General features: G+C 47.1%; 23 protein-coding genes and 1 tRNA gene (1 of these 24 cut by a window edge). 4 read left to right on the forward strand and 20 right to left on the reverse strand.

Going from position 1 to position 20453, the window contains the following annotated elements; genetic code table 11:
* The 15 genes from DP_RS06630 to DP_RS06700 all read right to left on the reverse strand — a co-directional run.
* Positions 1-1093, reverse strand: partial view of a M48 family metallopeptidase gene (locus DP_RS06630; protein ID WP_011188549.1) — the 5' portion only. It extends 146 nt beyond the left edge of the window; 1093 of the gene's 1239 nt are visible here — the first part of the coding sequence; its start codon is at positions 1091-1093; its stop codon lies off the left edge, out of view.
* A gap of 91 nt (positions 1094-1184) precedes the next feature.
* On the reverse strand, positions 1185-2597 hold the full coding sequence (locus tag DP_RS06635) for an NADH-quinone oxidoreductase subunit N (RefSeq protein WP_011188550.1): 1413 nt from the start codon (positions 2595-2597) through the stop codon (positions 1185-1187).
* Positions 2598-2940: 343 nt separating this feature from the next.
* Positions 2941-4185, reverse strand: a complete 1245-nt coding sequence (locus DP_RS06640) for a complex I subunit 4 family protein (protein ID WP_011188552.1) — start codon at positions 4183-4185, stop codon at positions 2941-2943.
* Between the two features lie 36 nt (positions 4186-4221).
* Positions 4222-6021: a Na(+)/H(+) antiporter subunit D gene (locus DP_RS06645; RefSeq protein ID WP_011188553.1), complete on the reverse strand. Its 1800-nt coding sequence runs from the start codon at positions 6019-6021 to the stop codon at positions 4222-4224.
* A complete protein-coding gene (locus tag DP_RS06650) occupies positions 6014-6262 on the reverse strand; it encodes a hypothetical protein (protein WP_041277716.1) in 249 nt (82 codons plus the stop codon). The genes DP_RS06645 and DP_RS06650 overlap by 8 nt, the downstream gene beginning before the upstream one ends.
* Positions 6259-7725: a monovalent cation/H+ antiporter subunit D family protein gene (locus tag DP_RS06655; RefSeq protein ID WP_011188554.1), complete on the reverse strand. Its 1467-nt coding sequence runs from the start codon at positions 7723-7725 to the stop codon at positions 6259-6261. The genes DP_RS06650 and DP_RS06655 overlap by 4 nt, the downstream gene beginning before the upstream one ends.
* A 5-nt stretch (positions 7726-7730) precedes the next feature.
* Positions 7731-8057: an NADH-quinone oxidoreductase subunit NuoK gene (gene nuoK / locus DP_RS06660; protein WP_011188555.1), complete on the reverse strand. Its 327-nt coding sequence runs from the start codon at positions 8055-8057 to the stop codon at positions 7731-7733.
* A complete protein-coding gene (locus tag DP_RS06665; protein ID WP_011188556.1) occupies positions 8045-8578 on the reverse strand; it encodes an NADH-quinone oxidoreductase subunit J family protein in 534 nt (177 codons plus the stop codon). The genes nuoK and DP_RS06665 overlap by 13 nt, the downstream gene beginning before the upstream one ends.
* Positions 8575-9012, reverse strand: a complete 438-nt coding sequence (locus DP_RS06670) for a NuoI/complex I 23 kDa subunit family protein (RefSeq protein ID WP_011188557.1) — start codon at positions 9010-9012, stop codon at positions 8575-8577. Before DP_RS06670 ends, DP_RS06665 begins: the two co-directional genes overlap by 4 nt.
* The gene (nuoH, locus tag DP_RS06675) at positions 9009-10010 is read right to left on the reverse strand and encodes an NADH-quinone oxidoreductase subunit NuoH (RefSeq protein ID WP_011188558.1); all 1002 of its coding nucleotides are present in this window, start codon (positions 10008-10010) and stop codon (positions 9009-9011) included. The genes DP_RS06670 and nuoH overlap by 4 nt, the downstream gene beginning before the upstream one ends.
* A gap of 14 nt (positions 10011-10024) precedes the next feature.
* Positions 10025-11143, reverse strand: coding sequence for an NADH-quinone oxidoreductase subunit D (locus DP_RS06680; RefSeq protein WP_011188559.1), 1119 nt, complete (start codon positions 11141-11143; stop codon positions 10025-10027).
* A complete protein-coding gene (locus DP_RS06685; protein ID WP_011188560.1) occupies positions 11140-11613 on the reverse strand; it encodes an NADH-quinone oxidoreductase subunit C in 474 nt (157 codons plus the stop codon). Before DP_RS06685 ends, DP_RS06680 begins: the two co-directional genes overlap by 4 nt.
* A 6-nt stretch (positions 11614-11619) precedes the next feature.
* Entirely contained in the window at positions 11620-12129 is a 510-nt protein-coding gene (locus DP_RS06690; protein ID WP_041277717.1) for an NADH-quinone oxidoreductase subunit B, read from the reverse strand.
* A complete protein-coding gene (locus tag DP_RS06695; RefSeq protein WP_011188562.1) occupies positions 12099-12509 on the reverse strand; it encodes an NADH-quinone oxidoreductase subunit A in 411 nt (136 codons plus the stop codon). Before DP_RS06695 ends, DP_RS06690 begins: the two co-directional genes overlap by 31 nt.
* Before the next feature lie 150 nt (positions 12510-12659).
* Positions 12660-13454, reverse strand: coding sequence for a DUF169 domain-containing protein (locus DP_RS06700; RefSeq protein WP_011188563.1), 795 nt, complete (start codon positions 13452-13454; stop codon positions 12660-12662).
* A 486-nt stretch (positions 13455-13940) separates the two neighbouring features.
* Between DP_RS06700 and DP_RS06705 the strand changes: the two genes are divergently transcribed.
* Positions 13941-14918, forward strand: a complete 978-nt coding sequence (locus DP_RS06705) for a LysR family transcriptional regulator (RefSeq protein WP_041277718.1) — start codon at positions 13941-13943, stop codon at positions 14916-14918.
* 1 nt (position 14919) lies between these two features.
* Here the strand turns inward: DP_RS06705 and truA are convergent, their stop codons facing one another.
* From truA to DP_RS06730, 5 genes are all read right to left on the reverse strand, one after another.
* Positions 14920-15675 (reverse strand): tRNA pseudouridine(38-40) synthase TruA, encoded by a 756-nt coding sequence (truA, locus tag DP_RS06710; RefSeq protein WP_011188565.1) that lies wholly within the window; start codon positions 15673-15675, stop codon positions 14920-14922.
* A gap of 84 nt (positions 15676-15759) precedes the next feature.
* On the reverse strand, positions 15760-16800 hold the full coding sequence (gene argC, locus DP_RS06715) for an N-acetyl-gamma-glutamyl-phosphate reductase (protein ID WP_011188566.1): 1041 nt from the start codon (positions 16798-16800) through the stop codon (positions 15760-15762).
* Positions 16801-17028: 228 nt separating this feature from the next.
* Positions 17029-17421: a 30S ribosomal protein S9 gene (rpsI, locus tag DP_RS06720; RefSeq protein ID WP_011188567.1), complete on the reverse strand. Its 393-nt coding sequence runs from the start codon at positions 17419-17421 to the stop codon at positions 17029-17031.
* A 16-nt stretch (positions 17422-17437) separates the two neighbouring features.
* Positions 17438-17866, reverse strand: a complete 429-nt coding sequence (gene rplM, locus DP_RS06725; protein WP_011188568.1) for a 50S ribosomal protein L13 — start codon at positions 17864-17866, stop codon at positions 17438-17440.
* A 69-nt stretch (positions 17867-17935) separates the two neighbouring features.
* Positions 17936-18010, reverse strand: a tRNA-Gly gene (locus DP_RS06730).
* A gap of 291 nt (positions 18011-18301) precedes the next feature.
* Here DP_RS06730 and hisB point away from each other — a divergent pair.
* The 3 genes from hisB (at position 18302) to DP_RS06745 (ending at position 20368) form a co-directional block, all read left to right on the forward strand.
* Positions 18302-18901 (forward strand): imidazoleglycerol-phosphate dehydratase HisB, encoded by a 600-nt coding sequence (gene hisB / locus DP_RS06735; RefSeq protein ID WP_011188569.1) that lies wholly within the window; start codon positions 18302-18304, stop codon positions 18899-18901.
* A gap of 40 nt (positions 18902-18941) precedes the next feature.
* On the forward strand, positions 18942-19562 hold the full coding sequence (locus DP_RS06740) for a hypothetical protein (RefSeq protein ID WP_156792220.1): 621 nt from the start codon (positions 18942-18944) through the stop codon (positions 19560-19562).
* 77 nt (positions 19563-19639) lie between these two features.
* Positions 19640-20368, forward strand: coding sequence for a tRNA lysidine(34) synthetase (locus tag DP_RS06745; protein ID WP_156792221.1), 729 nt, complete (start codon positions 19640-19642; stop codon positions 20366-20368).
* The last annotated feature ends 85 nt before the right edge of the window (positions 20369-20453 follow it).

Consider the following 20453-nt stretch of genomic DNA (forward strand, 5'->3'; position numbering starts at 1 on the left):
AGCCTGTTGTTTTTGCCGCATAGTTGTCTGCCTCGTATTCATGGCTACGTGATAGACTGTTGAAAAATAGGGAGATGATAAAATCCATAGGCTTGAGGAGGTAGCTAAAGAAGAAGAGGCTGGCATAGATAGAGCTTGCCTCCATGTTAAAGGCTACGGCAAAATCTTTTTGGGTGAGGCCAAGGGAGAGGAGGAAGAAGACCAGTCCGCTGTGCAGGGTGGAGAGAAGGATGTTTTTCCAGAGATGATTGCATTTTGCATGGCCCACTTCGTGGGCGAGCACTGCCACTATTTCTTTCTCATGGAGTTTTGCAACGAGGGTATCAAAGAGAACTATTTTGCGCAGTTTGCCAAAGCCGGTGAAATAGGCGTTGAGCTTTGCAGATCTTTTGGAGCCATCCATGGTAAAAATCCCGCCGACGGAAAACTTCTGGGCCTTGACGTAGGAGCTGATCTTCTCCTTCAGTGATCCCTCCTGCAAGGGGGAGAACTTATTGAAGAGGGGCATGATGAGGGTTGGAGCCAGAAGCTGCAGGCAGAAAGAGAAGAGAGTGGTGCCAAGCCAGCAGTATATCCAGGCATGTGGCCCTGCTTTTAAAAAGAACCAGAATATTGCGGCCAGAAATGGTCCGCCGAGGATAATGGCAAGCAGGCAGGCCTTGATGGTATCTTCTGCGAATGTTTTTAGGGTGGTGCGGTTAAAACCAAAACCTTCCTCAATGACAAAGGTTGAGTAGAGCTGGAAGGGAAGTCCGATAATAAAAAAGACAAGGAGGAGCAGGCCAATAAAGAGGAGGCCGGTGATAATTTCTCCATATCCTCCTCTTCGTGCTATCTGGTCGAGGGCGTTAAAACCACCGAGGAGGAGAAAACCAAGAGAGAGTAGGGTGCTTGTTGTTTTTTCTAGAAGAGAGCAACGAGTCGTTGCCTTATTATATAGGAGGGAGTCTTGATATTTGTCGGGACTATAGATATCCGCAAATTTTTTTGGCAGCTGCGCGGGTTGGTTGCGCAGGTTTAAGAGGGTGAGGATTGTTTCCAGGAACCAGGTGGTGATGAGGAAGATGACAATAAGAGCGAGCCAGATATTCATAGTGTGCCTTAATGGGAAAAAAAAAGCCTGTTCCCTCTGGTGAAAACCATGGGGAACAGGCAGGTGATAATTTTTAGTTTCTTCTCTTTTGTTATAAAGTCGTTAAGGCACTCTCTATTATAGTCAGTATCGTGGTCGGGAATATACCGAGGAGGGTCATGCTGGCAATAAGGAGGATACATGTTGCCCTGTCGCAGACCCCCAGTTGAATCGGTGCCTGCTCTTTTTCTTCGTCGGTACAAAAGGTGACACGTACCAGGTTGAGATAGTAATAGAGGGCCAGGGCTGTGTTGAAGGTGGCAAGAATTACGGTGATGAGGTGACCTGCCTTCAGGGCTCCAGCCAGGAGCATGAACTTACCAGTGAAGCCTATAAAGGGCGGGATGCCTGCCAGGGCAAAGAGGCCGGTGATAAAGGTGATCGCCAGAAGTGGACTTCTTTTGTAGAGACCGGTGAGGTCTGTTACCTGCAGGTTTTTGTTACCCTCGGATATCAGGGAGACGACAAAAAAGCAGGCAATGTTCATCAGTACGTAGGCAAGGGTGTAGAAGATAGCATTACGATAGCCCATGTTCTCAAAGACCAGTACACCCAAAAGGATGAAACCGCCGTGGGCAATACCTGAAAATGCCAACAGGCGTTTAACATCCTTTTGTACCAGGGCCGCGAGGTTACCATAGAACATGGAGATCAGGGCACAGCCCAGTAGGACATTTATTATCAACTGGCTGTTCTCACCCGGTAGGGTGGCAAATCGAATCAGTACGGCAATTGCACCAAACTTTGGCAGGGTGGCGGCAAAGGCGGTGGTTTCGTTTGCTGCCCCTTCATAGACATCCGGTGCCCAAAAATGAAAGGGAAAGAGGGCCAGCTTGTAAAAGACACCTGCAAGTAAGAGGATAAATGAAGTTACGGCAATGGGTTGGTTCATGAGCTGCGGGAGTTTTTCTGCAAGGGGTGCCAGCTGGATCGATCCGGTCAGGCCAAAGAGATAACTCATGCCAAAGAGCATAAATGCTGTGGCTGTAACTCCATAGAGAAGGTACTTGATAGCGGCTTCATTATGGATACCTCGGGGATTATCCTCCCGTAGGGCAACCATGATGTAGGTTGAAAATGAAGAGAGTTCAAGGGCTACGAGGATTGACAGAATATCAAGGGAGGAGACCATCATCATCAAACCGAGGATCGCCAGGAAGAAGAAGATATAGTATTCAGCTCGGAATCGTGCCTTTATTCCGCAAAATTGTTTGCCGGTAAGGAGGATCAGGAGAGAACCTATCCCTAAGAAAACCTTGAAAATCTGGCTGTAAGAGGAGATGCCATAGGCCCCATAAAAGAGCTCACCTGTTTGGCCGAGGCAAAGCAGGGAGGTAATTATCACGACGACAGAAGAGATCAGGGCTACCCCGTGAAGCTTTGGACTATCCGGTGCTTTCAGGGTCAGGATAAAAAAGACCAGGGCAGTTATCAGTAGTGCAAGTTCTGGGAGAAAGAGCATCATAATTGTCGTACCACTTTTTTGTATAATCTGTACGTGGACGTTTGACTCCACGCGTTATTATTGGCCATGATCAGTTCTTAATGAGTGTTATTACGCTCTGGGCCTGATAGAGGTCAAACTGTTGGATGAGATGAGCAACACTTGTGTGGATAAACTCAAAGAAAAATACCCGGTCCTAAACCAATCCAGAAGACGAAGACGAGGAAGGGGAGTAGGGTAACTATCTCCCGAGCATTCAGATCCGTTAGGTGGCTTTGGTCGGGATTGTCAGTACCTCCCCAGATAATTTTTTGCAGCATTCTTAAAATATAGGCTGCTGAAAGGACGGCTCCCGGGATGGCCGCTAGGGCCAGACCAATATTATCTTGAATGTTCCGGCCAGAATCATAAATTCACCAACAAAGCTGTTGGTTCCCGGAAAGGCAAAGGAGGAGAGTCCAAAGAAGGTCAGGAAGGTGACAAAGACAGGCATGACCTTGCCCACTCCGGTGGCCGAGAGTAACTCTCTGCTATGGGTCCGTTCGTAGATCATTCCTATACAGAGGAAAAGGGCACCGGTGGTTATTCCATGGTTAATCATCTGGAGGATTGCGCCCTCAATACCCTCTTGGTTGAGGACAAAGATACCGAGGGTGACAAAGCCCATATGGCCGACCGAGGAGTAGGCTATCAGCTTTTTCATATCATTTTGAGCAAGAGCGGTGAAGCCACCGTAGATAATGCCGGCAATGGAGAGGGCTAGAACATAGGGCAGAAACTGCAGGGTGGCATCAGGGGTGATAGGTAGGGCAAATCGTAAAAATCCGTAGGCACCCATCTTCAGGAGGATACTGGCAAGAATAACAGAGCCGGCTGTTGGCGCCTCTACGTGGGCTGCCGGTAACCATGTATGAAAGGGAAACATGGGCACCTTGATGGCAAAGGCCAGGAAGAAGGCAACAAACAGGCAGGTTTGGGCTGTCATTGAGTAGTGTTGCCAGGCCATATCGGGGATAAAGAAACTATAGTTGTTTGCCGTATAGAGCCAGATAATTGCCACTAAGAGGAGGATTGATCCCGTCAAGGTGTAGAGAAAGAACTTTACGGAGGCATATATCCTGCGTGGGCCGCCCCATATACCAATGAGGAGATACATCGGTATAAGCATTGCCTCCCATAGTACATAGAAGAGAACGAAGTCCAGAGCCATAAAGACTCCAAGCATAGCCGTTTCCATCAGGAGCAGGCAGATCATATAGGTACGGATACGATCCTTGATATATGTCCAGGAGACAAGCACACAGAATGGCATGATAAAGGCCGTCATCAGTACCAGGAGGATGGAGATACCATCGACGCCGAGTGCGTACTGTATTTTGGGTGCATCTATCCAACTATGCAGCTCGGCAAATTGGTAGGCAGAGCTTGCCCGGTCAAAACCCCAGATGAGCTTAAGAGCCATCAGGGCGGTAAGGCCCGTGGCGATCAGGGTGAACCATTTTTGTCCTGTTTCACTTTTTATAAGAAAAAGCATTCCTGCTGCCAGCAGGGGCAGAAACAAAAGGGCACTGAGTATTGGAAATCCTGTATTGACGATGAGCTGATCCATAAACTGTTTTCCTAAAACGTGATAACGTTAATATGATCAAAGAGACAAGACAATAAAAATTGCCAGTAAGGTAACTGTGATACAGATGGTTTGTTGGATCTGTCCACGCTGTAACCAGATGCTCAGGCGACGTCCCGTAGACCGTACCCCGCAGGCACTGCCATCGATTAAGCGGTCAATTACATTCCAGTCAAACCATGACCAAAATTTTGCCGTGACCATGAGCAGGTTGAGCCCTACAACCCGATATGCCTTACCCCAGATGGTGTCACACCATTGAAAGGGGTTTTGGGCGCACCAGAGAAATACCTGTGCTCCCTTGCGATAAAACCAGTCCATATCAAGAAGAATAACATCTTCCGGTAACAGCTTTTTGCGGAGAAAATAGAAGGCAATCCCTCCGAAAACCAGTAATTGCAGGGTCTCGCTGAGATGGTAGGCCGTGTAGGGATGAAATTCTACCCCGCTGTTGGGCAGCATCTGGTAGAGGTATGTCGGAAAGGTACCAATGATAAAGCAGAGAATTCCTGCTACGCTCATGGCTAGATACATATTCCAAGATGGATCCTTGGCCTCTGTAAATTTTTTCTGGAGTGGGCTTCCTGCGCTGTTCTTATTGGGGCTAAAGAAGATCAACCAGGGGAGTCGAAGGCCGGCAGCCAGAAAGGTGCCAACGGATACCATGGTCAGGAGAAATCCTGCCCAGAGTATATGACTCTCGTAACTGGCGGCGATGATCATCGATTTACTGACAAAGCCGGAAAAAAGAGGAAAGGCGGAAACAGAAACTCCTCCGACCAGCAGAAAGAGCATGGTGGCTGGCATCTTCTTATAGAGTCCACCGAGTTCGGTTAGTTTTGAGGTACCTGTTGCCTGAATGACAGCACCGGCGGCCATAAAGAGCAGTCCTTTGTAGAGGATATGGGCCACGGCATGGGCTACGGTGCCGTTGATGGCAAGAGCGGTGCCGATGCCGACGCCTACGACCATATATCCCACCTGGCTGACAATTTCCCAACCAAGAAGTCTGCGGATATCGTTTTCTTTAAGGGCGTAGATGATACCATAGACTGCCATGATCACACCGAGGCCGATCAGGATATCAAATCCAGCAAAGGCACGAGCCAGGGTATAGACCGCAGTTTTGGTGGTAAAGGCGCAGAGAAAGACACCGCCGGTAATGGTTGATTTAGAGTAGGCATCTGGCAACCAGGAGTGAAATGGAACCACGGCGGCATTAAGCATCAGGCCTACCAGAATCAGCCAGGTATAGAGCTGGGTGCCGGTTTCGCTCAGGTGGATAAAGGAGATATCTCCCGTTGCTTGGTAGCGGAGGAGAAAACCGAGGAGGAGGATGACTCCTCCAAAGGTATGGACCAGAAGATAACGAAAGCCTGCTGCCAGGGCGCCCTTATCCTTGTTGAACCAGATAAGAAAGGTGGAGGCAAAGGCCATCATCTCCCAAAAGAGAAAGAGGACAAGATAGTCGGCGGCGTATATGGCCCCGAGGGATCCTGCCACATAAAACCAGGCGGCAACATGTTGCCAGACACCTTTAATATGCAGGGAGTAGAGGGTGCCGATGATGGCCATAAGGGCCATGATAAAGGCAAAAACAGTGGAGAGATTATCTACCCTGCCAAAGGTTAAGGTCCACTCTCCCATGAAGGAGATTACCCCGTATGTGCCATGACTACCGTTGATATAGAGAACATCAATGAAGGTAAGGACTGGCACCAAGAGGAGATAGGCCTTTTTTAGGGCAGCGGGAATCAGTGGTAGAATGATTGCTCCGCAGATCATAATCAGGGCTGGATGAATAAAGGCATTAGTCATCGTAATACTCCTTCTCTTGCTGGATACCTTTGCTGAACCAGCCTGCAAAAAAGATCAGGACGACGGTTGAAAGGAGAGCAAAAATTGACCAGAAAAAAGGGATGTGCTTTTCTGCCCAGGTGTGTGCGTGGTGGCTGTCTACTCCGAAAAAGCTCCAGAGGAGAAGGATGGCCGTTGCTAAAAATATCAGCATTCGTACCAGCCTGCCGTTTTTTTGCAGGTACTCTATAATATTTGTCATCCGATCACCGCCTTAACAAACTGCAACATGAAATGGGGGTAAATGCCTATTATTATTGTAACAGAGCAGGCAATGAGAATGGGGATAAGCATCGATAGAGGTGCTTCCTTTATACCCGTTTCTACCGTTCTTTTTCCAAAGAAGGCTCGGTAGGTAATGGGGGCAAAGTAGGCGGCGTTTAAGAGGGTACTGGTAATGAGCACCAGCATTATACCCATCTGATTGGCCTGAACCGAGCCAACGAGGAGATCCCATTTGGAGATAAAACCTGCAACTGGGGGAACGCCAATCATGGTAAGAGAGGCAATGGCAAAGGCCCCAAAGGTAAGGGGCATGCTCCGGCCCAATCCATCGAGTTCTGAAATATACTTTTTATGGGTGACCACGTAGATGGCGCCGGCACAGAAAAACAGGGTGATTTTGGCAAAGGCATGGTTGACGATATGAATGAGACCGCCTTCAATACCAGCCGGGGTGAGCAGGGCAACACCGAGGATAATATAGGAGAGCTGACTTACTGTCGAGTAGGCAAGCCGTGCCTTGAGGTTATCCTTTGACATGGCAATAATAGAAGCTGCCAGAATAGTAAAGCTGACAAAATATGCCGTGGGAATACCCAGGTTAAGGGCATCCATGGTATCAACCCCGAAAACATAGAGCATGACCCGGGTGGTACTGAAAACACCGACCTTGACCACCGCCACTGCATGGAGCAGGGCTGAGACAGGTGTTGGCGCCACCATCGCTCCGGGGAGCCAGTGGTGAAATGGCATGATACCATTTTTGGCAAAGCCAAAGAGGCAGAATATATAGAGCATAATTACCAGGGGTTTGTTGACCTCTGGAGGAAAGATACCCGTTGAAATATTAGGGGCAAAGTCCAGTGTTCCTGTTAGCACATAGATGAGAATCATGGCAGGCAGGAGAAGGGCCTTGGCCGTGGTGGTCAGATAGATAATGTACTTACGGGCACCGTTGTAGCTCTCCTTGTCCTGATGATGGGCTACCAGAGGATAGGTGCAGATTGAGACGATCTCATAAAAGAGATAGAGGGTAAAGAGATTGTCTGAAAAGGCAACGCCCAGGGAACCGAATATTGCCAGGGCAAAGCAGGCATTAAAACGGGTTTGATTTACCTCCTTTGAGGCGCGCATATAGCCCATGGAGTAAAAGATAGCAATTGTCCATAGGGATGAGGCCACCAAGGCGAAGATCATCGACATGGCGTCTGCCCTTAGGGTGACCGTCACACCTGGCAGCAGGGTAAAGAGTTGAAGACGCAGGCACTCTCCCCGTAGAACGTCGGGCACCATGGAGGCGACAACGATTAGGAGTAAGATGGATGCACATGAAGAGATTCCTTCACGGAGATTTTCCCTACGGCCATTTGTCATTACCGCAAGGGCTCCAACAAGTGGAATGAGTAGGGCAGTAAGGAGTATGAAGTCTGATCCTGATTCCACGGTTCCTATCCTTTAAGTTGTGCAGTATCGTCTGCGTCAATGGATTTGTTCTGACGGTAAACTGCAATAATGATACTCAGGGCAATGGCAGTTTCAGCCGCTGCGATGGCCATAATAAACAGGGTTATGATCTGCCCTGTTGCGGGGTCCGGGGCGGTGAAACGATTAAAGGCCATAAAGTTTATGGACACGGAGGCCAGCACAAGTTCGGCGCAGAAGAGCATACCGATAAGGGTGCGACGGGTCAGTATGCCATAGATGCCCATGCCAAAGAGTGCCGCTGCCAGGATAAGAAATGTGTTGAGGCTGTTATAGAGATTTAAGATTTCCATTTGCTTCGTCCCTCCCGAGCAATGGCAAGAGCTCCCAAAATTGCCGCCAGTAAAAGAATAGAGATAAGTTCAAACACCAGGGAGTACTGGGTCAGTAGCTCTATGCCGATGGTGCGCATGCTACCGTCTGTGATTTTGGCCATTATCGGCCAATCTGCTCGGGTTACCAAAAACATCAGTGCCCCCGCCAGCATTCCTGAAACGGCAAAACCAATGGGACCGGCCAGCGGTTTTATTGGTTGCATTTTTTTTATGCTATCCGGACTTGCCAACATGACACCAAAAGAGATGGTGATGCTCACTGCTCCGATATAGATCAGGATCTGCATCATGGAGATAAAGGGTGAGTTGAGAAAGAAGTACAATCCCGCCACACCCGTTGAGGTGAGGGCAAAGCCACAGAGCGCTCTGAAAAGCTTGTGGGCAAGGCAGGTGATAAGCCCTCCCACTAGAGTTATGGCGATGGTTACCAGAAAGACAAGGCCTACAAGGTTGTCAACGCTGAAGAGAGATGAAGTCATTTCTTCTCCTCCAGATCTTTGATAAGATTGTAGTAAAAATCTTCTTTTTTTGTTGAGACATGATTGTATACCCGGGAAAATTGAATAGCACCAAAGTTACAGGATTCTATACAAGAGCCACAGAGAGAGCACTTTGTGAAATCAAGTTCATAGACAGTGGCGATCTTCTTTTTGGATCCTTCGAGTTTTTCTCCGCTGACTTTTATGCAACCGGAAGGGCAGGCTCGCACGCACATACCACAGGCTACACAACGTGTGTTTCCCTCTTCGTCGCCGATGAGTTCTATATGGCCGCGAAAACGGGCGGGCATTACTTCAGTTTCATGGGGATATTGAACCGTTATCTTTGGAGTAAAGAACTCCCTTGCCGTGATACGCATACCGACAATGAGACTCCATAAGCCCAGTACAATTTCTTTTATAAATTCTATCATGGGGCAAATACCTTTATAAAACCTGCGGTGAGCAGAAGATTAATAAGGGAGAGAGGTATTAAAATTTTCCAGGAAAGATTTAATAACCCGTAGATAGTGGTTCGTGGAAAGGTCCAGCGAATCCAGATAAAGGTGAAGATCAGGATGTATATTTTTATCAAAAACCACCAGACACCGGGGAAGAGACCAAAGGGGCAGTCCCATCCTCCGAGAAAGAGCAGGGTGGTCAGACAGGCACCGATAACGATATTGGCGTACTCTCCCATGAAAAAGAGGCCAAAGCCCATACTGGAATATTCAGTATGAAAACCTGCCACCAGTTCACTCTCCGCCTCACCCAGATCAAAGGGGGCCCTGTTGGTCTCAGCCAGGGAACAGATAAAAAATATGAGAAAGGAGATGGGCATAAAGATATTGAAGAGGCCGGGTTTAAGTGGCCAGAGGTTCCAATGCCAGAAGCCACCACTTTGGGAGTGGACAATTTCTATGAAATCCACCGAGCCACTGACCAGTACCACGGTGATTGCGGTAATCAGCATGGGGATCTCATAGGCAATGGTCTGGGATACTGCCCGAATGGCTGCCATCATTGAATATTTGTTTCTGGAACTCCAGCCAGCCAGAAGTATTGCCAGTCCGGCAAAGGAGGCAAAGGCCAAGATAACCAGAAGCCCGATATCCATATTATGGGCTACGATATTTTCGCTAAAGGGGATGGTAACAAAACTCATCAGGGCTGGGAACATGGCAAGTACCGGTGCCACCATGAACAGTATTTTATCTACTCCTCCTGGAATGACCAGCTGTTTGGTCATGAGCTTGATGCCGTCGACCGGGGGTTGCAACAGGCCCCACGGCCCGTTTTCCACGGGCCCCAGTCGCCTTTGGATAAAAGCTGCTCCCCTTCGTTCTGCCCAAACAAGATATGCTGCATTTACAGCCACAAAGGCCAGGGCAATCAGAGCTGCTGCAAGAACATTTATTAATGTAAGACTCATAAAAAACTCCCTCTCTATCGATCTATCTCAGGGATAACAAGGTCTAAACTACCCATAAGGGCCAAGGCATCTGCTATGAGCATTCCTTGGCAGACTTCGTCAAAAAGGTGCATATTGGAAAAGGTCGGTGAACGAAGCTTGAGGCGATAGGCATTTTTCCCTCCGTCACTGACCAGGCGAATACCGAAGCTGCCACGTGCCGCTTCCACCGTAGAGTAGTAATCTCCCTCTGGAAGTTTGATAATCTTAGGTTTCTTTTCAGGTATAATGGGGCCACCTGGTAATTTATCCATGGCCTGCTCTATGATGCGTAGAGATTGTTCCATCTCATCCATCCGCACCATGTATCTGGCGTAGGAGTCCCCCTCATGGTAGACTGGGATATCAAAGTCAAATTCATTGTATACTGAGTATGGTTCGTTTTTACGGACATCAAAGTTGATACCTGATCCACGGGCGACGGGACCGGTGGCCCCATATTTACGGCAAATTTCCGGGGAGATATGGCCAATATCCTTAAGACGTTTCATCAGGATGATGTTATTGGTGACAAGGTCCCGATAGGTTTTTAGGGACTTACGCATTCGAATGATAAACTTGCGGGTGCCTACCAAAAACTCATCATCAATATCATTATAGAGTCCGCCAAAACGATAATAGCAGTAGGTCAGGCGGGAACCGGTAATGGATTCGAGCAGATCAAGGATCTGTTCGCGGTCGTCAAAGGCGTACATCAGCGGAGAAAAGCCACCGAGATCCATGATAAAGGCACCAAACCAGACCAGATGTGATGAAAGTCTGTTCAGCTCTACGGTGATGGCGCGGATATATTCGGCTCGTTCAGGCACTTCGATTGAGCCAGCCTTCTCTACGGCCAGAACATATCCATGACAGTAGGCCATGGCTGAGAGATAGTCGAGTCGGCTCAGATTTGGTAGGTACTGGTTATAGGTGCGGTTTTCACCCATTTTTTCGTGCATACGATGAATATAGCCAATGACGGTTTCGGCACTGTATATATATTCACCATCCATGGTCAGCTTTACCCGAAGCACACCGTGGGTCGCTGGATGCTGAGGACCGAGGTTGAGAGTAAATGTCTCATCCGGGTTAAGTATAATATGTTCGCTCATGCTTTAAAGTCCTTGAGCAGAGGGTGAAAATCGGCATCCTCTGGCAGGAGCAGGGGAATCAGATGGGGGTGGCCGGTGAAGTCTATGCCGAAGAAATCTCGTGTTTCGCGTTCATGCCAGTTGGCACCGTTGTATACCGAAGTAATAGATGGAATAACAGGTGTGTCCCTGGAGGTACGAGTGCGGATGACGATGCGAAAAGAGTGCTCATCGTAGCGATTAAAGTCATATACCGATTCGATCTCTTCTTCCTTCGGCCAATCAACACCGGTGATGGATTCGAGGAAATAGCCGAGTTCATCGAGTACCGTAACTGTTTCAATGAGAAGATCCGGGCTGACCACGATGTTGAGGTAGTAGCCACAGATGCTGTAGTCGCTCTCTTCAACAAATGGCAGGGGCGTTGCTGTACTGTGGTCGGCAAAAAGGGATGCGAGTTTTTCTTGTGTCTGTTCTTTTATAGATGACATAGCTAATTATGCAGCCTCATTTTGGGAATCAACCTTGGGCCAGCGTCTCCATCCTGTAATTTGATGTTCAAGCTCAATGATACCTTCAATCAGAGCTTCAGGACGTGGAGGGCAACCGGGAATATAGATGTCAACGGGAAGAATCTTATCGGCACCCTCTATAATACCGTACTGTCCCTCGAAGACAAAGGGACCGCCTGAGATGGCACAGTTGCCCATGGCAATAACCCACTTGGGTTCAGGCATCTGGTCATAGAGGGTTTTTATACCCTCGGCCATTTTTTTGGAGATGGTTCCTGCCACAATCATGACGTCACTCTGTCGTGCTGAGGGACGAAAGACCTCAGCTCCAAAGCGTGAGAGATCGTAGCGGGCACATCCCGCCGACATCATTTCAATAGCACAGCAGGCGATACCAAAGGTAAGGGGCCAGAGTGAATTTGCCCTGCCAAGGGCGATAAGCTTGTCCGCTGAAGCAAATTGAACTACGGACGATGGTATGTTTTCTGTTTCCACGTAAAAACTCCTTTAACCCATGCGTAAATAATGGCCAATGATAGTACAGAGACAAAGAGAAAAATTTCGATAAAGTCACGCCAGATAAACATGGGATCGTTATAGGCAAGTACTACGGGAAAGAGAAAGAGTACGTCAACATCGAAGGCAAGAAAGATAAGGGCGTAGAGATAGAAGATGACGCCATAGCGAATCCAACTGTCGCCGATGGGAGTCATACCACATTCAATAGGCTGATCTGCCTTTTGGGCGACCTGTCTTGTTCTGTTGGGCATGAAGAGGTAGACAATGGCAATGGGGCCGATGGCAAAGAGAAGACCTGCCAGGGTGAATGCCGTAATCCATAGAACGCTATCTTTGTAAAGAAATGCTGTATCCATGACAATTACACTCGAAATAATTTATTTTACTGAAAAAAGACTGTTTAGTAAAACTCTGATGAGAGAATATCAGTTTTTTCCACGAAAGCAATCGTAAAACATGAGTACCTCTATCAATTGTTTTGATAATTAGCAAAAGAGACCATTTTGCTAGGAGCTAGCCGGGCTCTTTTTTTTAAAAATAATGAGAGGGCAATTTTTGCATATGTCTGCTCCAGGAAAACCGTCTCCCGGTCGGGTGATAGCACTACTGCCAAGTTTGGCCTTTCTCTCAAGCAAACGATCAACCACGGCACCTATCTGTCTACCGGGGATAATGACATTGGTTTCACCACGTTCGGTCTTACCTGCATTGTAGGAGCCTGAACAGGAGGGTAAGGTGTTGAACTGTTGTTTATTATAGCTGTATACATTGCCACCGCAGGCAGAAGAGTTCATGGTGAGCTGGGGACGTAGGGGGTGGGTGTCTGTTGCTGCCATATAATCAATGGCAAGGTGGTATGCCTGCATATTATCACAGTAGAAGTGGACCGTGTCTAATCCTTGCAGTTTATCGGCTGCGGCAAGTGGGGCGACGGCGATTGCCAGCAATCCCTTTGGCAGGACAGATTTGCTCTTAATAAAACGCTCTGCCTGCTCGCGATCTTTAGCGTATTTAGTATGGCCTGTTATCTCTTTATTATCCAGATCTTTCCAGCCAAAACTGTACTGGGCATTACCGCAACTGAGATCTTTTTTCTCGGCAAAGACTGTCTGCCCCTTCATGCGTGCGGCTAACTGCCACTGGCAAAAGGTCATGCGATTGGCTGGTATATAAAAATCAGCCTCCTCTTTGAATCTTTTTATTTCATTTTCTTTGTAGAAAAATTTGACGGCCACAGGAAAGTGATAAAGACGAAGTTCTTTCATGAGGCTGTCTTGCATTTCTTTGTAGCTAAGGCCCATTGTGCCTTCCTTATTGTCTAGTGTGAAGCTGTTGACTGATGTGTGGCCTGTGTTGCGCCGGTTAATGTACTATTTATAAATGATAGCAGAAACTTATGTAAAAGAAAAATTAAAGTGAAAAAGGGGTGATATTTACTTCATCACAGTAAGTTACTGGACTTATTCTCTCCTTTTGAAGAGGAGGTATTTGAGCTGTAATTCCCCTATTAGCAATCTGCTCTATTTTCCCCATGGCATAAGGGGAGAAAGTGTATAAGGTGTCGCCTGTTTTGGAGGGTTTGTGCCCTCATTTGATTTTCAGTTCCCTGTCTCTTGCAAAAGCCTATTCTCCTGCGAAAACACTTGTTAAACGAGAAGAAGGTGCTATGATAACTATGGAGATGTAAATAAAAGAAATAATAAGTATCAATGGGATTGAACAAGGAAAAAAAGGACGTATTGTCGGCCTCAAAGGACTGTCTCCCATGAAATGGAGTGTATAAAATTATGTCTATTACTTTAAGACAATTAGAGATATTTATTGCAGTTGCAGAAACAGCACAGGTTACTAAGGCAAGTAAAAAACTTTTTGTAACCCAGTCTGCTGTGAGTATGGCCCTTGCTGAGCTGGAAAACCAGTTGGGTGGGTCTCTCTTTGATCGTCATGGCCGGAGTTTGCTCTTGAATGCTCGTGGCCGTTACCTTCTGCCTTTAGCAAAAGAGATATCCGGGCAGATTTCGAATATTGAAGTCATCATGTCAGAGAAGAACGATACTCTTGAAGGGCATATTGAGGTAGTTGCCAGTACGACCTTGGGTAATTATATCCTGCCCTATCTTATAGGGGCCTTTAAGCGGGTGCATCCTAAGGTGCAGGTGAATATGTTGGTCTATAATACTCGTCAGGCAAAGGAGTTGGTGCGTGCGGGGAAGATGGACGTGGGCTATGTGGAAGGACCTGTTCAGGCAACGGAAGATTTACATGTGCGTCCATGGTTTGAGGATGAGCTTGTTGTTCTCTGTGGGCCGAATGATCCGTTGGCTAACAACACTGCCTTTGATGTTGATACCGATCTTGCTGGAGCTAAATGGATTGTGCGTGAACCGGGTTCCGGTACTGCCGCCTATTTTGAGAAAAAGATGGGCAAGCACTTTGAGAATGTTTCAGTGGTAATGGAGCTGGGTCATCCCGAGGCGATCAAACGTGCCGTTGAATCCGGTGTGGGGATTTCCTGTCTCTCAGCTCTCTGTATCTGCCGTGAAAAAGAAAACGGTTGGTTAAAGAGTCTGAAGATTGAGGGGGTTGATATGAAGCGACAGCTTCGAGTTGTTCAACGAAAGGATGTTGTAATGACCGATGCGCTTGCTGAGTTTATCTCTTTTTGCGATGTGATGTCTTCCTGTAGTGAATCCCGGATTTGCCTCTCCTCTCCGTGGAAACTTCAATCCCTTCTGGCAAAGCACTCTAGCCAGAAAGGAAAATGATTTAGTAGAAAACCTGGAACAGCTTAAGACCGTGTGCAGGGGCCGTAGGGCCTGCTGCATTACGGTCTTTTTCTTTGAGTGCCTGTTCAAACCATTCAACACTCTCTTTACCCCGCCCCACCTCCAGGATTGATCCCACTATATTTCGTACCATATTTCTTAGAAAACCGTCGCCGATAAAGACAAAATGCCAGGAGTCCTCTTCGAACTGTTCGTAACGTGCCTCTAGGATGGTGCGGACAGCACCCTTGCCACCGGTACGTGTTTTATCTCTGGATCCTGTATTTTCAAAAGAGGAGAAATCATGGGTACCGATAATTATCTGCAGACATTTTTGCATTGCCTCCTGATCAATTGGTTTTTCCTGATGGAGCATATACAATCTCTTCTGGGGCGGGATTACTCCGCCGGTGAAAAGCCTGTAGTGATACTCCTTACCGGTGGCGGCAAAGCGGGCATGGAAATCGTCGGCCATTTCTCTTACCTGAAGAATACGGATTGCACCTGGGAGCATTCTATTGAGTGCCCGTTGGAAATCATTACAGGTCAGTCTGGTATCGGTATGAAAATGTGCCGTCATTCCATCGGCATGGACCCCGGCATCTGTTCTGCCTGCCCCATGGAGGGAGATCTCTTTTACCGAGAGTCTTTTGAGGCGTGCTTCTATTTCACCCTGAATTGTGTTGGCGTGGTGCTGTTTTTGCCAGCCGGAATAATCGGTGCCGTCAAAGGCTATAAGTAGACAAATATTACGCATGATATTTTGTGCTGTCTCCCTGCAGACCTTCTCTTGCAGAGGAGGCGCTACAGGGATGGAATTTGGGTAAAGAGGTATGCTCTGTTATGGAAAGAGGGGTACGATTTCAAGGCCTTCTTGTTCCGCAAAGCCGCACATGATATTCATGTTTTGTACAGCCTGTCCTGCTGCTCCCTTGACCACATTATCAATGGCAGACATAACAATAATACGTCCAGTGGTTTGATCGATGGCAAAACCTATGTCGCAGTAGTTTGAACCTCGCACATATTGGGTGGCGGGGGCACTGCCCAGTGGTAGCACTCGAACAAAGGGCTCATCTTTATACATCTCTTCATAGAGTGCCTGTACCTCGTCTGCCTCTATCTCGCAATTGAGATCGGCGTAGATAGTACTGAGAATTCCACGGGAAATGGGTAATAGATGAGGAGTAAAGGTTATATTGAAGTCCGTATTTGCAAGTTTTCCCAGCTCCTGCTCAATTTCCGGGGTATGACGGTGTTTTCTTCCCACTCCATATGCCTTGAAGCCATCGTTTACCTCACAGAAAAGCGATCCCACCTTTGCCCCGCGACCAGCACCGGTGGTGCCGGATTTGGAATCGGCAATAATAGATTGAGGTTTAATAATTCCGGCTCGAAGCAGGGGGGCCATGCCCAGTATGATTGAGGTAGGATAGCAACCTGGATTGGCAAGGAGTTGTGTCTTTGCAATCTGCTCTCGGTAGAGTTCAGGGAGGCCGTAGACCGCCTGGCTTAGAAATTCCTTGGCAGAATGTTCCTGGTACCACTCCTCATAGACAGCCGCACTGTTGAGTCTGAAATCGGCAGAGAGGTCGATAACCTTTTTGCCCGCTGCCAATAACTGCGGAACGATGTTCATGGCCGTTTTATGGGGAACAGCGGCAAAGAAAAGATCTGCCCTCAGGCACAGCTCTTCAATGGTGAGATTTTCACAGATCAGTGATGTTCTGCCCCGTAGATTGGGGAAGACTTCAGAGAGGGCAACCCCAGCATATTGGCGGGAAGTTACTGCCGTAATTTCAACCTGAGGATGATTACAGAGAAGACGAGAGAGCTCTACGCCGGTGTAGCCGGAGGCTCCAATAATTGCTATTTTTATCATAATCAGACCTTATAATAAAGGAGTAAAAAGAGTGACACTCGCCCATGACCTATGTTTGTGAGGCTGGGGGCTCCAGTTGCGGACCTCGGCGGAGCGTTTACAGGGCAATATCGCAGACATAAAAAAAGGGGAATAACAGTATAACTGTTATTCCCCTTTAATACCTCTAACCTATCGTTTATAAAAAAACATAACGATAAATAGACGTAAAGTACAAGCAGATGTCTCTTAGCGCTTTGAGAATTGAAACTTAGCGCGGGCACCTTTTTGTCCGTATTTCTTACGCTCTTTAACACGTTGGTCACGACGAAGCAGACCAGCTTGTTTAAGAGGAGTACGATTCTCAGGATCTGTCTCGAGAAGAGCACGAGAAATTCCGTGAGCAAGAGCATCAACCTGAGCAGACTTACCACCACCCTTAAGGGTAGCTATAACGTCATATTTCTCAAAAGTATCAGTTGTTTTGAAAGGCTTTTCAATGAGATGCTCTTTGAAAATTTTTCCAAAATACTCAGTTGTTGCCATTTTGTTTACGATTACTTTTCCGGTACCAGGAGTAAGCCATACACGAGCGATAGCATTCTTTCTTTTACCAGTAGCGTAAAAACGATCTTGAACCATGTTTTTATCTCCAGAATTAAATGTCTAAAACAGTAGGTTGCTGAGCTGCATGTGGATGAGCTGCTCCAACATACACCTTGAGCTTCTTAAGTTGTGCTCTGCCCATTTTGTTCTTAGGGAGCATGCCTCGAACTGCCTTAGTGATAAGGTCGGTTGGATGTTTTTCAAGAAGTTCTTTAGCACTGGTTTCTTTAATGCCACCAATATATCCAGTATGACGATAATATGTCTTGTCGTCCCACTTCTTACCGGTAAGCGCGATTTTCTCAGCATTTGTCACTACAATGAAATCACCGTTATCAATAAATGATGAAAATGTAGGTTTATGCTTACCGCGAAGTCGAGAAGCGATCTCAGAGGCCAAGCGTCCCAGTACCTTGTTCTCTGCATCGACAACATACCACTCTTTCTCGATCTCGTTGACTGGAGCAAGATAGGTTTTCATTGTGTCCCTCAAATATCTATCAGTTAATAAAAAAAAAGGCTCGAACGTGTCGAACCTTTTATCGTATATTGGAGCGGGAGACGAGATTCGGACTCGCGACGTCAACCTTGGCAAGGTTGCACTCTACCACTGAGTTACTCCCGCTCGTATGCGTTTTGTTTTTGACTGTCATTAAGACAGCGACATATATACAGACTTGGAGGTAGCTCGTCAACAAAAAAAGTGTGTTGATCGCTTTTTTTGTTTTGCTACACCCTCATCATTACGACAAAAAAGGTTAAATTTTGCGGCAACAAGACATGATACAGTTTTGTGGTTGAAAATGCAACGATATTATTCTACCCTTTTTAAGACGTCTATTTTATATAGTTTATTCGTCTATGTTAAGATGTTTGTTGAAAAGCTTCCTTTAAATTTAATGGGTCAGGTGTTGCTATGGTTGTAATTGAAAAAAACAGAAAATCGGCAATAAGCAGGAAAACGACAGAGACAGATATCCAACTGGAGTTGAATCTTGATGGGGCCGGTCAGCATCTTATTGACACTGGCGTACCTTTTTTAAATCATATGCTGACCCTGTTTAGTGTGCATGGTTTTTTAGACCTCTCTCTTCGGGCAGAAGGTGATATTGATATCGATGATCATCATACCACCGAGGACATTGGTATTGTTTTGGGACAGGCCATTGCTCAGGCTCTTGGTAATAAGGGTGGAATTAGTCGTTATGCTTCGGTCTACCTGCCCATGGATGAGGCCCTGGTCCGAATTGTAATAGATCTGTCCAATAGACCGTATTTGCATTATAATGCACCTGTTATAGAACAGAAGCTTGGCACCTTTGATTCTTGTCTGGTTAAGGAGTTTTTCCGAGCAGTATCGCAACAGGCGGGGATGACCCTGCATATAGATATGATTCATGGTGAAAATGGCCATCATATTGTTGAGGCGATATTTAAGGGATTTGGTCGGGCCCTCTCTTTGGCAATAGAGCCTCTTGGTACCGATGGTGCCCTCTCTTCAAAGGGATGTCTGTAGGAAGGTAAAAATATTTATTATCCATTATAAGGAGACTCTTTTGAAAACACTACTGCACGCTATACTCATCTTCACGCTGATCCTGCTTGCCTCATGCTCGTCTAAAGCGCCGACCATGACCGAGGAGCAGAAACAGGAGGCCGCCCAATCGGTAGCAAGTATTGCTGTTTTGTCAACGACGGTCTATTTAAGTGATGTCAGTCCCGAGAAGAAAAAGGAGCTCACTGCAGGAGCGGTCTTTGTGGATACGCGAATACAAGAGGAACTCACTGGCAACGCAAAGGTTCAATTTGTGGGAGATCGTCAGCAGTATAAAGAGTTTCCAGAGGTGGATGGGGGTCTTAAGGAAACTGCTTTGTCCATAGGTAAGAGCTTTGGCTGTGATGCTGTTCTTGTTCCAACCCTTGAGCGTTTTGTTGAGCGTGTTGGTAGTAATATGTCTGTGACATCGCCTGCTTCGGCCAGATTTTCCCTTGTTCTTTTAGACACCCAAACGGGGCAGACCATATGGACCAGACAGTTTAAAGAGACTCAGCAGTCTTTTATGAGTAATATACTGGCCTTTGGCAAGATGCAGGAGCGTGGCCTGAAGTGGATTACCGTGGAACAGATGGTAGGTCAGGCAATTAAGGAGCAACTTGCAGATTGCCCCTACCTGTAATTAGCTAAGCTGTGGAAGTTATTTGTTTTTGCCCTGTAGCCTTTGCTACGGGGCTTTCTGCATTCTAGGGAATGATTATGGCGAAAAAAGAAATTTTACCGGCAAAATATAATAAGCTCCTTGGCAAGGCGATGCATGATTATGCCATGCTTGAGGATGGTGATAGGGTATTGGTGGGTCTGTCCGGTGGTGTTGACAGTATGGTCCTTGCCTGGATTTTGCATTTTTGGCAAAAGAAGGCACCCATCAGCTACCAGATAGAGACTATTACCGTTGACAATGGCTATTGGCGATCAAGCAAGGGGGCTACCGATCCCCAACTCTCTATTGGACCCCAGATGGAGAAATTTGGCATTACCCATCGGGTGGTAGATGCCTGGGCCCTGGCTCGGGAGGAGATGACCTGCTATCTTTGTGCCCGTAATCGTCGAAATCAACTATTTGATATTGCCCGTGCTGAAGGCTTTAATAAGATCGCTCTCGGTCATCATAAGGATGATCTGTTGGAGACCTTTATGCTCAACTGTCTTTACAGCGGTAACATTTCAACCATGGTGCCTCATCAGAAACTCTTTGCCGGAAGACTGGGAATAATCAGGCCCATGGCCTATCTGGAAAAAGAGCATGTACAGGAACTTGCCGGTCTTGCAGGCCTTTTACCCGTGAAAAATTACTGTCCGCTTTCGGATCACACCCGCCGGGAAAAGGTCCGTAAGATCCTTGCACATATTTATGAAATTGAGCCAGATGCTAAAAAGTCGATGTTTGCGGCCCTGGGCAACGTCCGGGGTGACTATCTATTGTAAGATGGGGCTACGGTGGCAAAAAGGTCCCCCCTCTGTATAAAAAACTCCTTGCGTGGCGGAGAGAACTGATTATAACATGGCCTAT

The sequence above is a fragment of the Desulfotalea psychrophila LSv54 genome, assembly GCF_000025945.1.
Lineage (GTDB): Bacteria > Desulfobacterota > Desulfobulbia > Desulfobulbales > Desulfocapsaceae > Desulfotalea > Desulfotalea psychrophila.

Bases quoted from the DNA above. Each gene is read 5' to 3' on its own strand.
- DP_RS06700 (WP_011188563.1), bottom strand. From the start codon at position 13,454: ATGGGCCTTAGCTACAAAGAAATGCAAGACAGCCTCATGAAAGAACTT.
- DP_RS06695 (WP_011188562.1), bottom strand. From the start codon at position 12,509: ATGGATACAGCATTTCTTTACAAAGATAGCGTTCTATGGATTACGGCA.
- DP_RS06680 (WP_011188559.1), bottom strand. From the start codon at position 11,143: ATGAGCGAACATATTATACTTAACCCGGATGAGACATTTACTCTCAAC.
- nuoH (WP_011188558.1), bottom strand. From the start codon at position 10,010: ATGAGTCTTACATTAATAAATGTTCTTGCAGCAGCTCTGATTGCCCTG.
- DP_RS06705 (WP_041277718.1), top strand. From the start codon at position 13,941: ATGTCTATTACTTTAAGACAATTAGAGATATTTATTGCAGTTGCAGAA.
- DP_RS06665 (WP_011188556.1), bottom strand. From the start codon at position 8,578: ATGACTTCATCTCTCTTCAGCGTTGACAACCTTGTAGGCCTTGTCTTT.
- DP_RS06745 (WP_156792221.1), top strand. From the start codon at position 19,640: ATGGCGAAAAAAGAAATTTTACCGGCAAAATATAATAAGCTCCTTGGC.
- nuoK (WP_011188555.1), bottom strand. From the start codon at position 8,057: ATGGAAATCTTAAATCTCTATAACAGCCTCAACACATTTCTTATCCTG.
- DP_RS06635 (WP_011188550.1), bottom strand. From the start codon at position 2,597: ATGATGCTCTTTCTCCCAGAACTTGCACTACTGATAACTGCCCTGGTC.
- DP_RS06640 (WP_011188552.1), bottom strand. From the start codon at position 4,185: ATGGATCAGCTCATCGTCAATACAGGATTTCCAATACTCAGTGCCCTT.
- hisB (WP_011188569.1), top strand. From the start codon at position 18,302: ATGGTTGTAATTGAAAAAAACAGAAAATCGGCAATAAGCAGGAAAACG.
- DP_RS06650 (WP_041277716.1), bottom strand. From the start codon at position 6,262: ATGACAAATATTATAGAGTACCTGCAAAAAAACGGCAGGCTGGTACGA.
- rplM (WP_011188568.1), bottom strand. From the start codon at position 17,866: ATGAAAACCTATCTTGCTCCAGTCAACGAGATCGAGAAAGAGTGGTAT.
- DP_RS06645 (WP_011188553.1), bottom strand. From the start codon at position 6,021: ATGACTAATGCCTTTATTCATCCAGCCCTGATTATGATCTGCGGAGCA.
- DP_RS06670 (WP_011188557.1), bottom strand. From the start codon at position 9,012: ATGATAGAATTTATAAAAGAAATTGTACTGGGCTTATGGAGTCTCATT.
- rpsI (WP_011188567.1), bottom strand. From the start codon at position 17,421: ATGGTTCAAGATCGTTTTTACGCTACTGGTAAAAGAAAGAATGCTATC.
- argC (WP_011188566.1), bottom strand. From the start codon at position 16,800: ATGATAAAAATAGCAATTATTGGAGCCTCCGGCTACACCGGCGTAGAG.
- DP_RS06685 (WP_011188560.1), bottom strand. From the start codon at position 11,613: ATGTCATCTATAAAAGAACAGACACAAGAAAAACTCGCATCCCTTTTT.
- truA (WP_011188565.1), bottom strand. From the start codon at position 15,675: ATGCGTAATATTTGTCTACTTATAGCCTTTGACGGCACCGATTATTCC.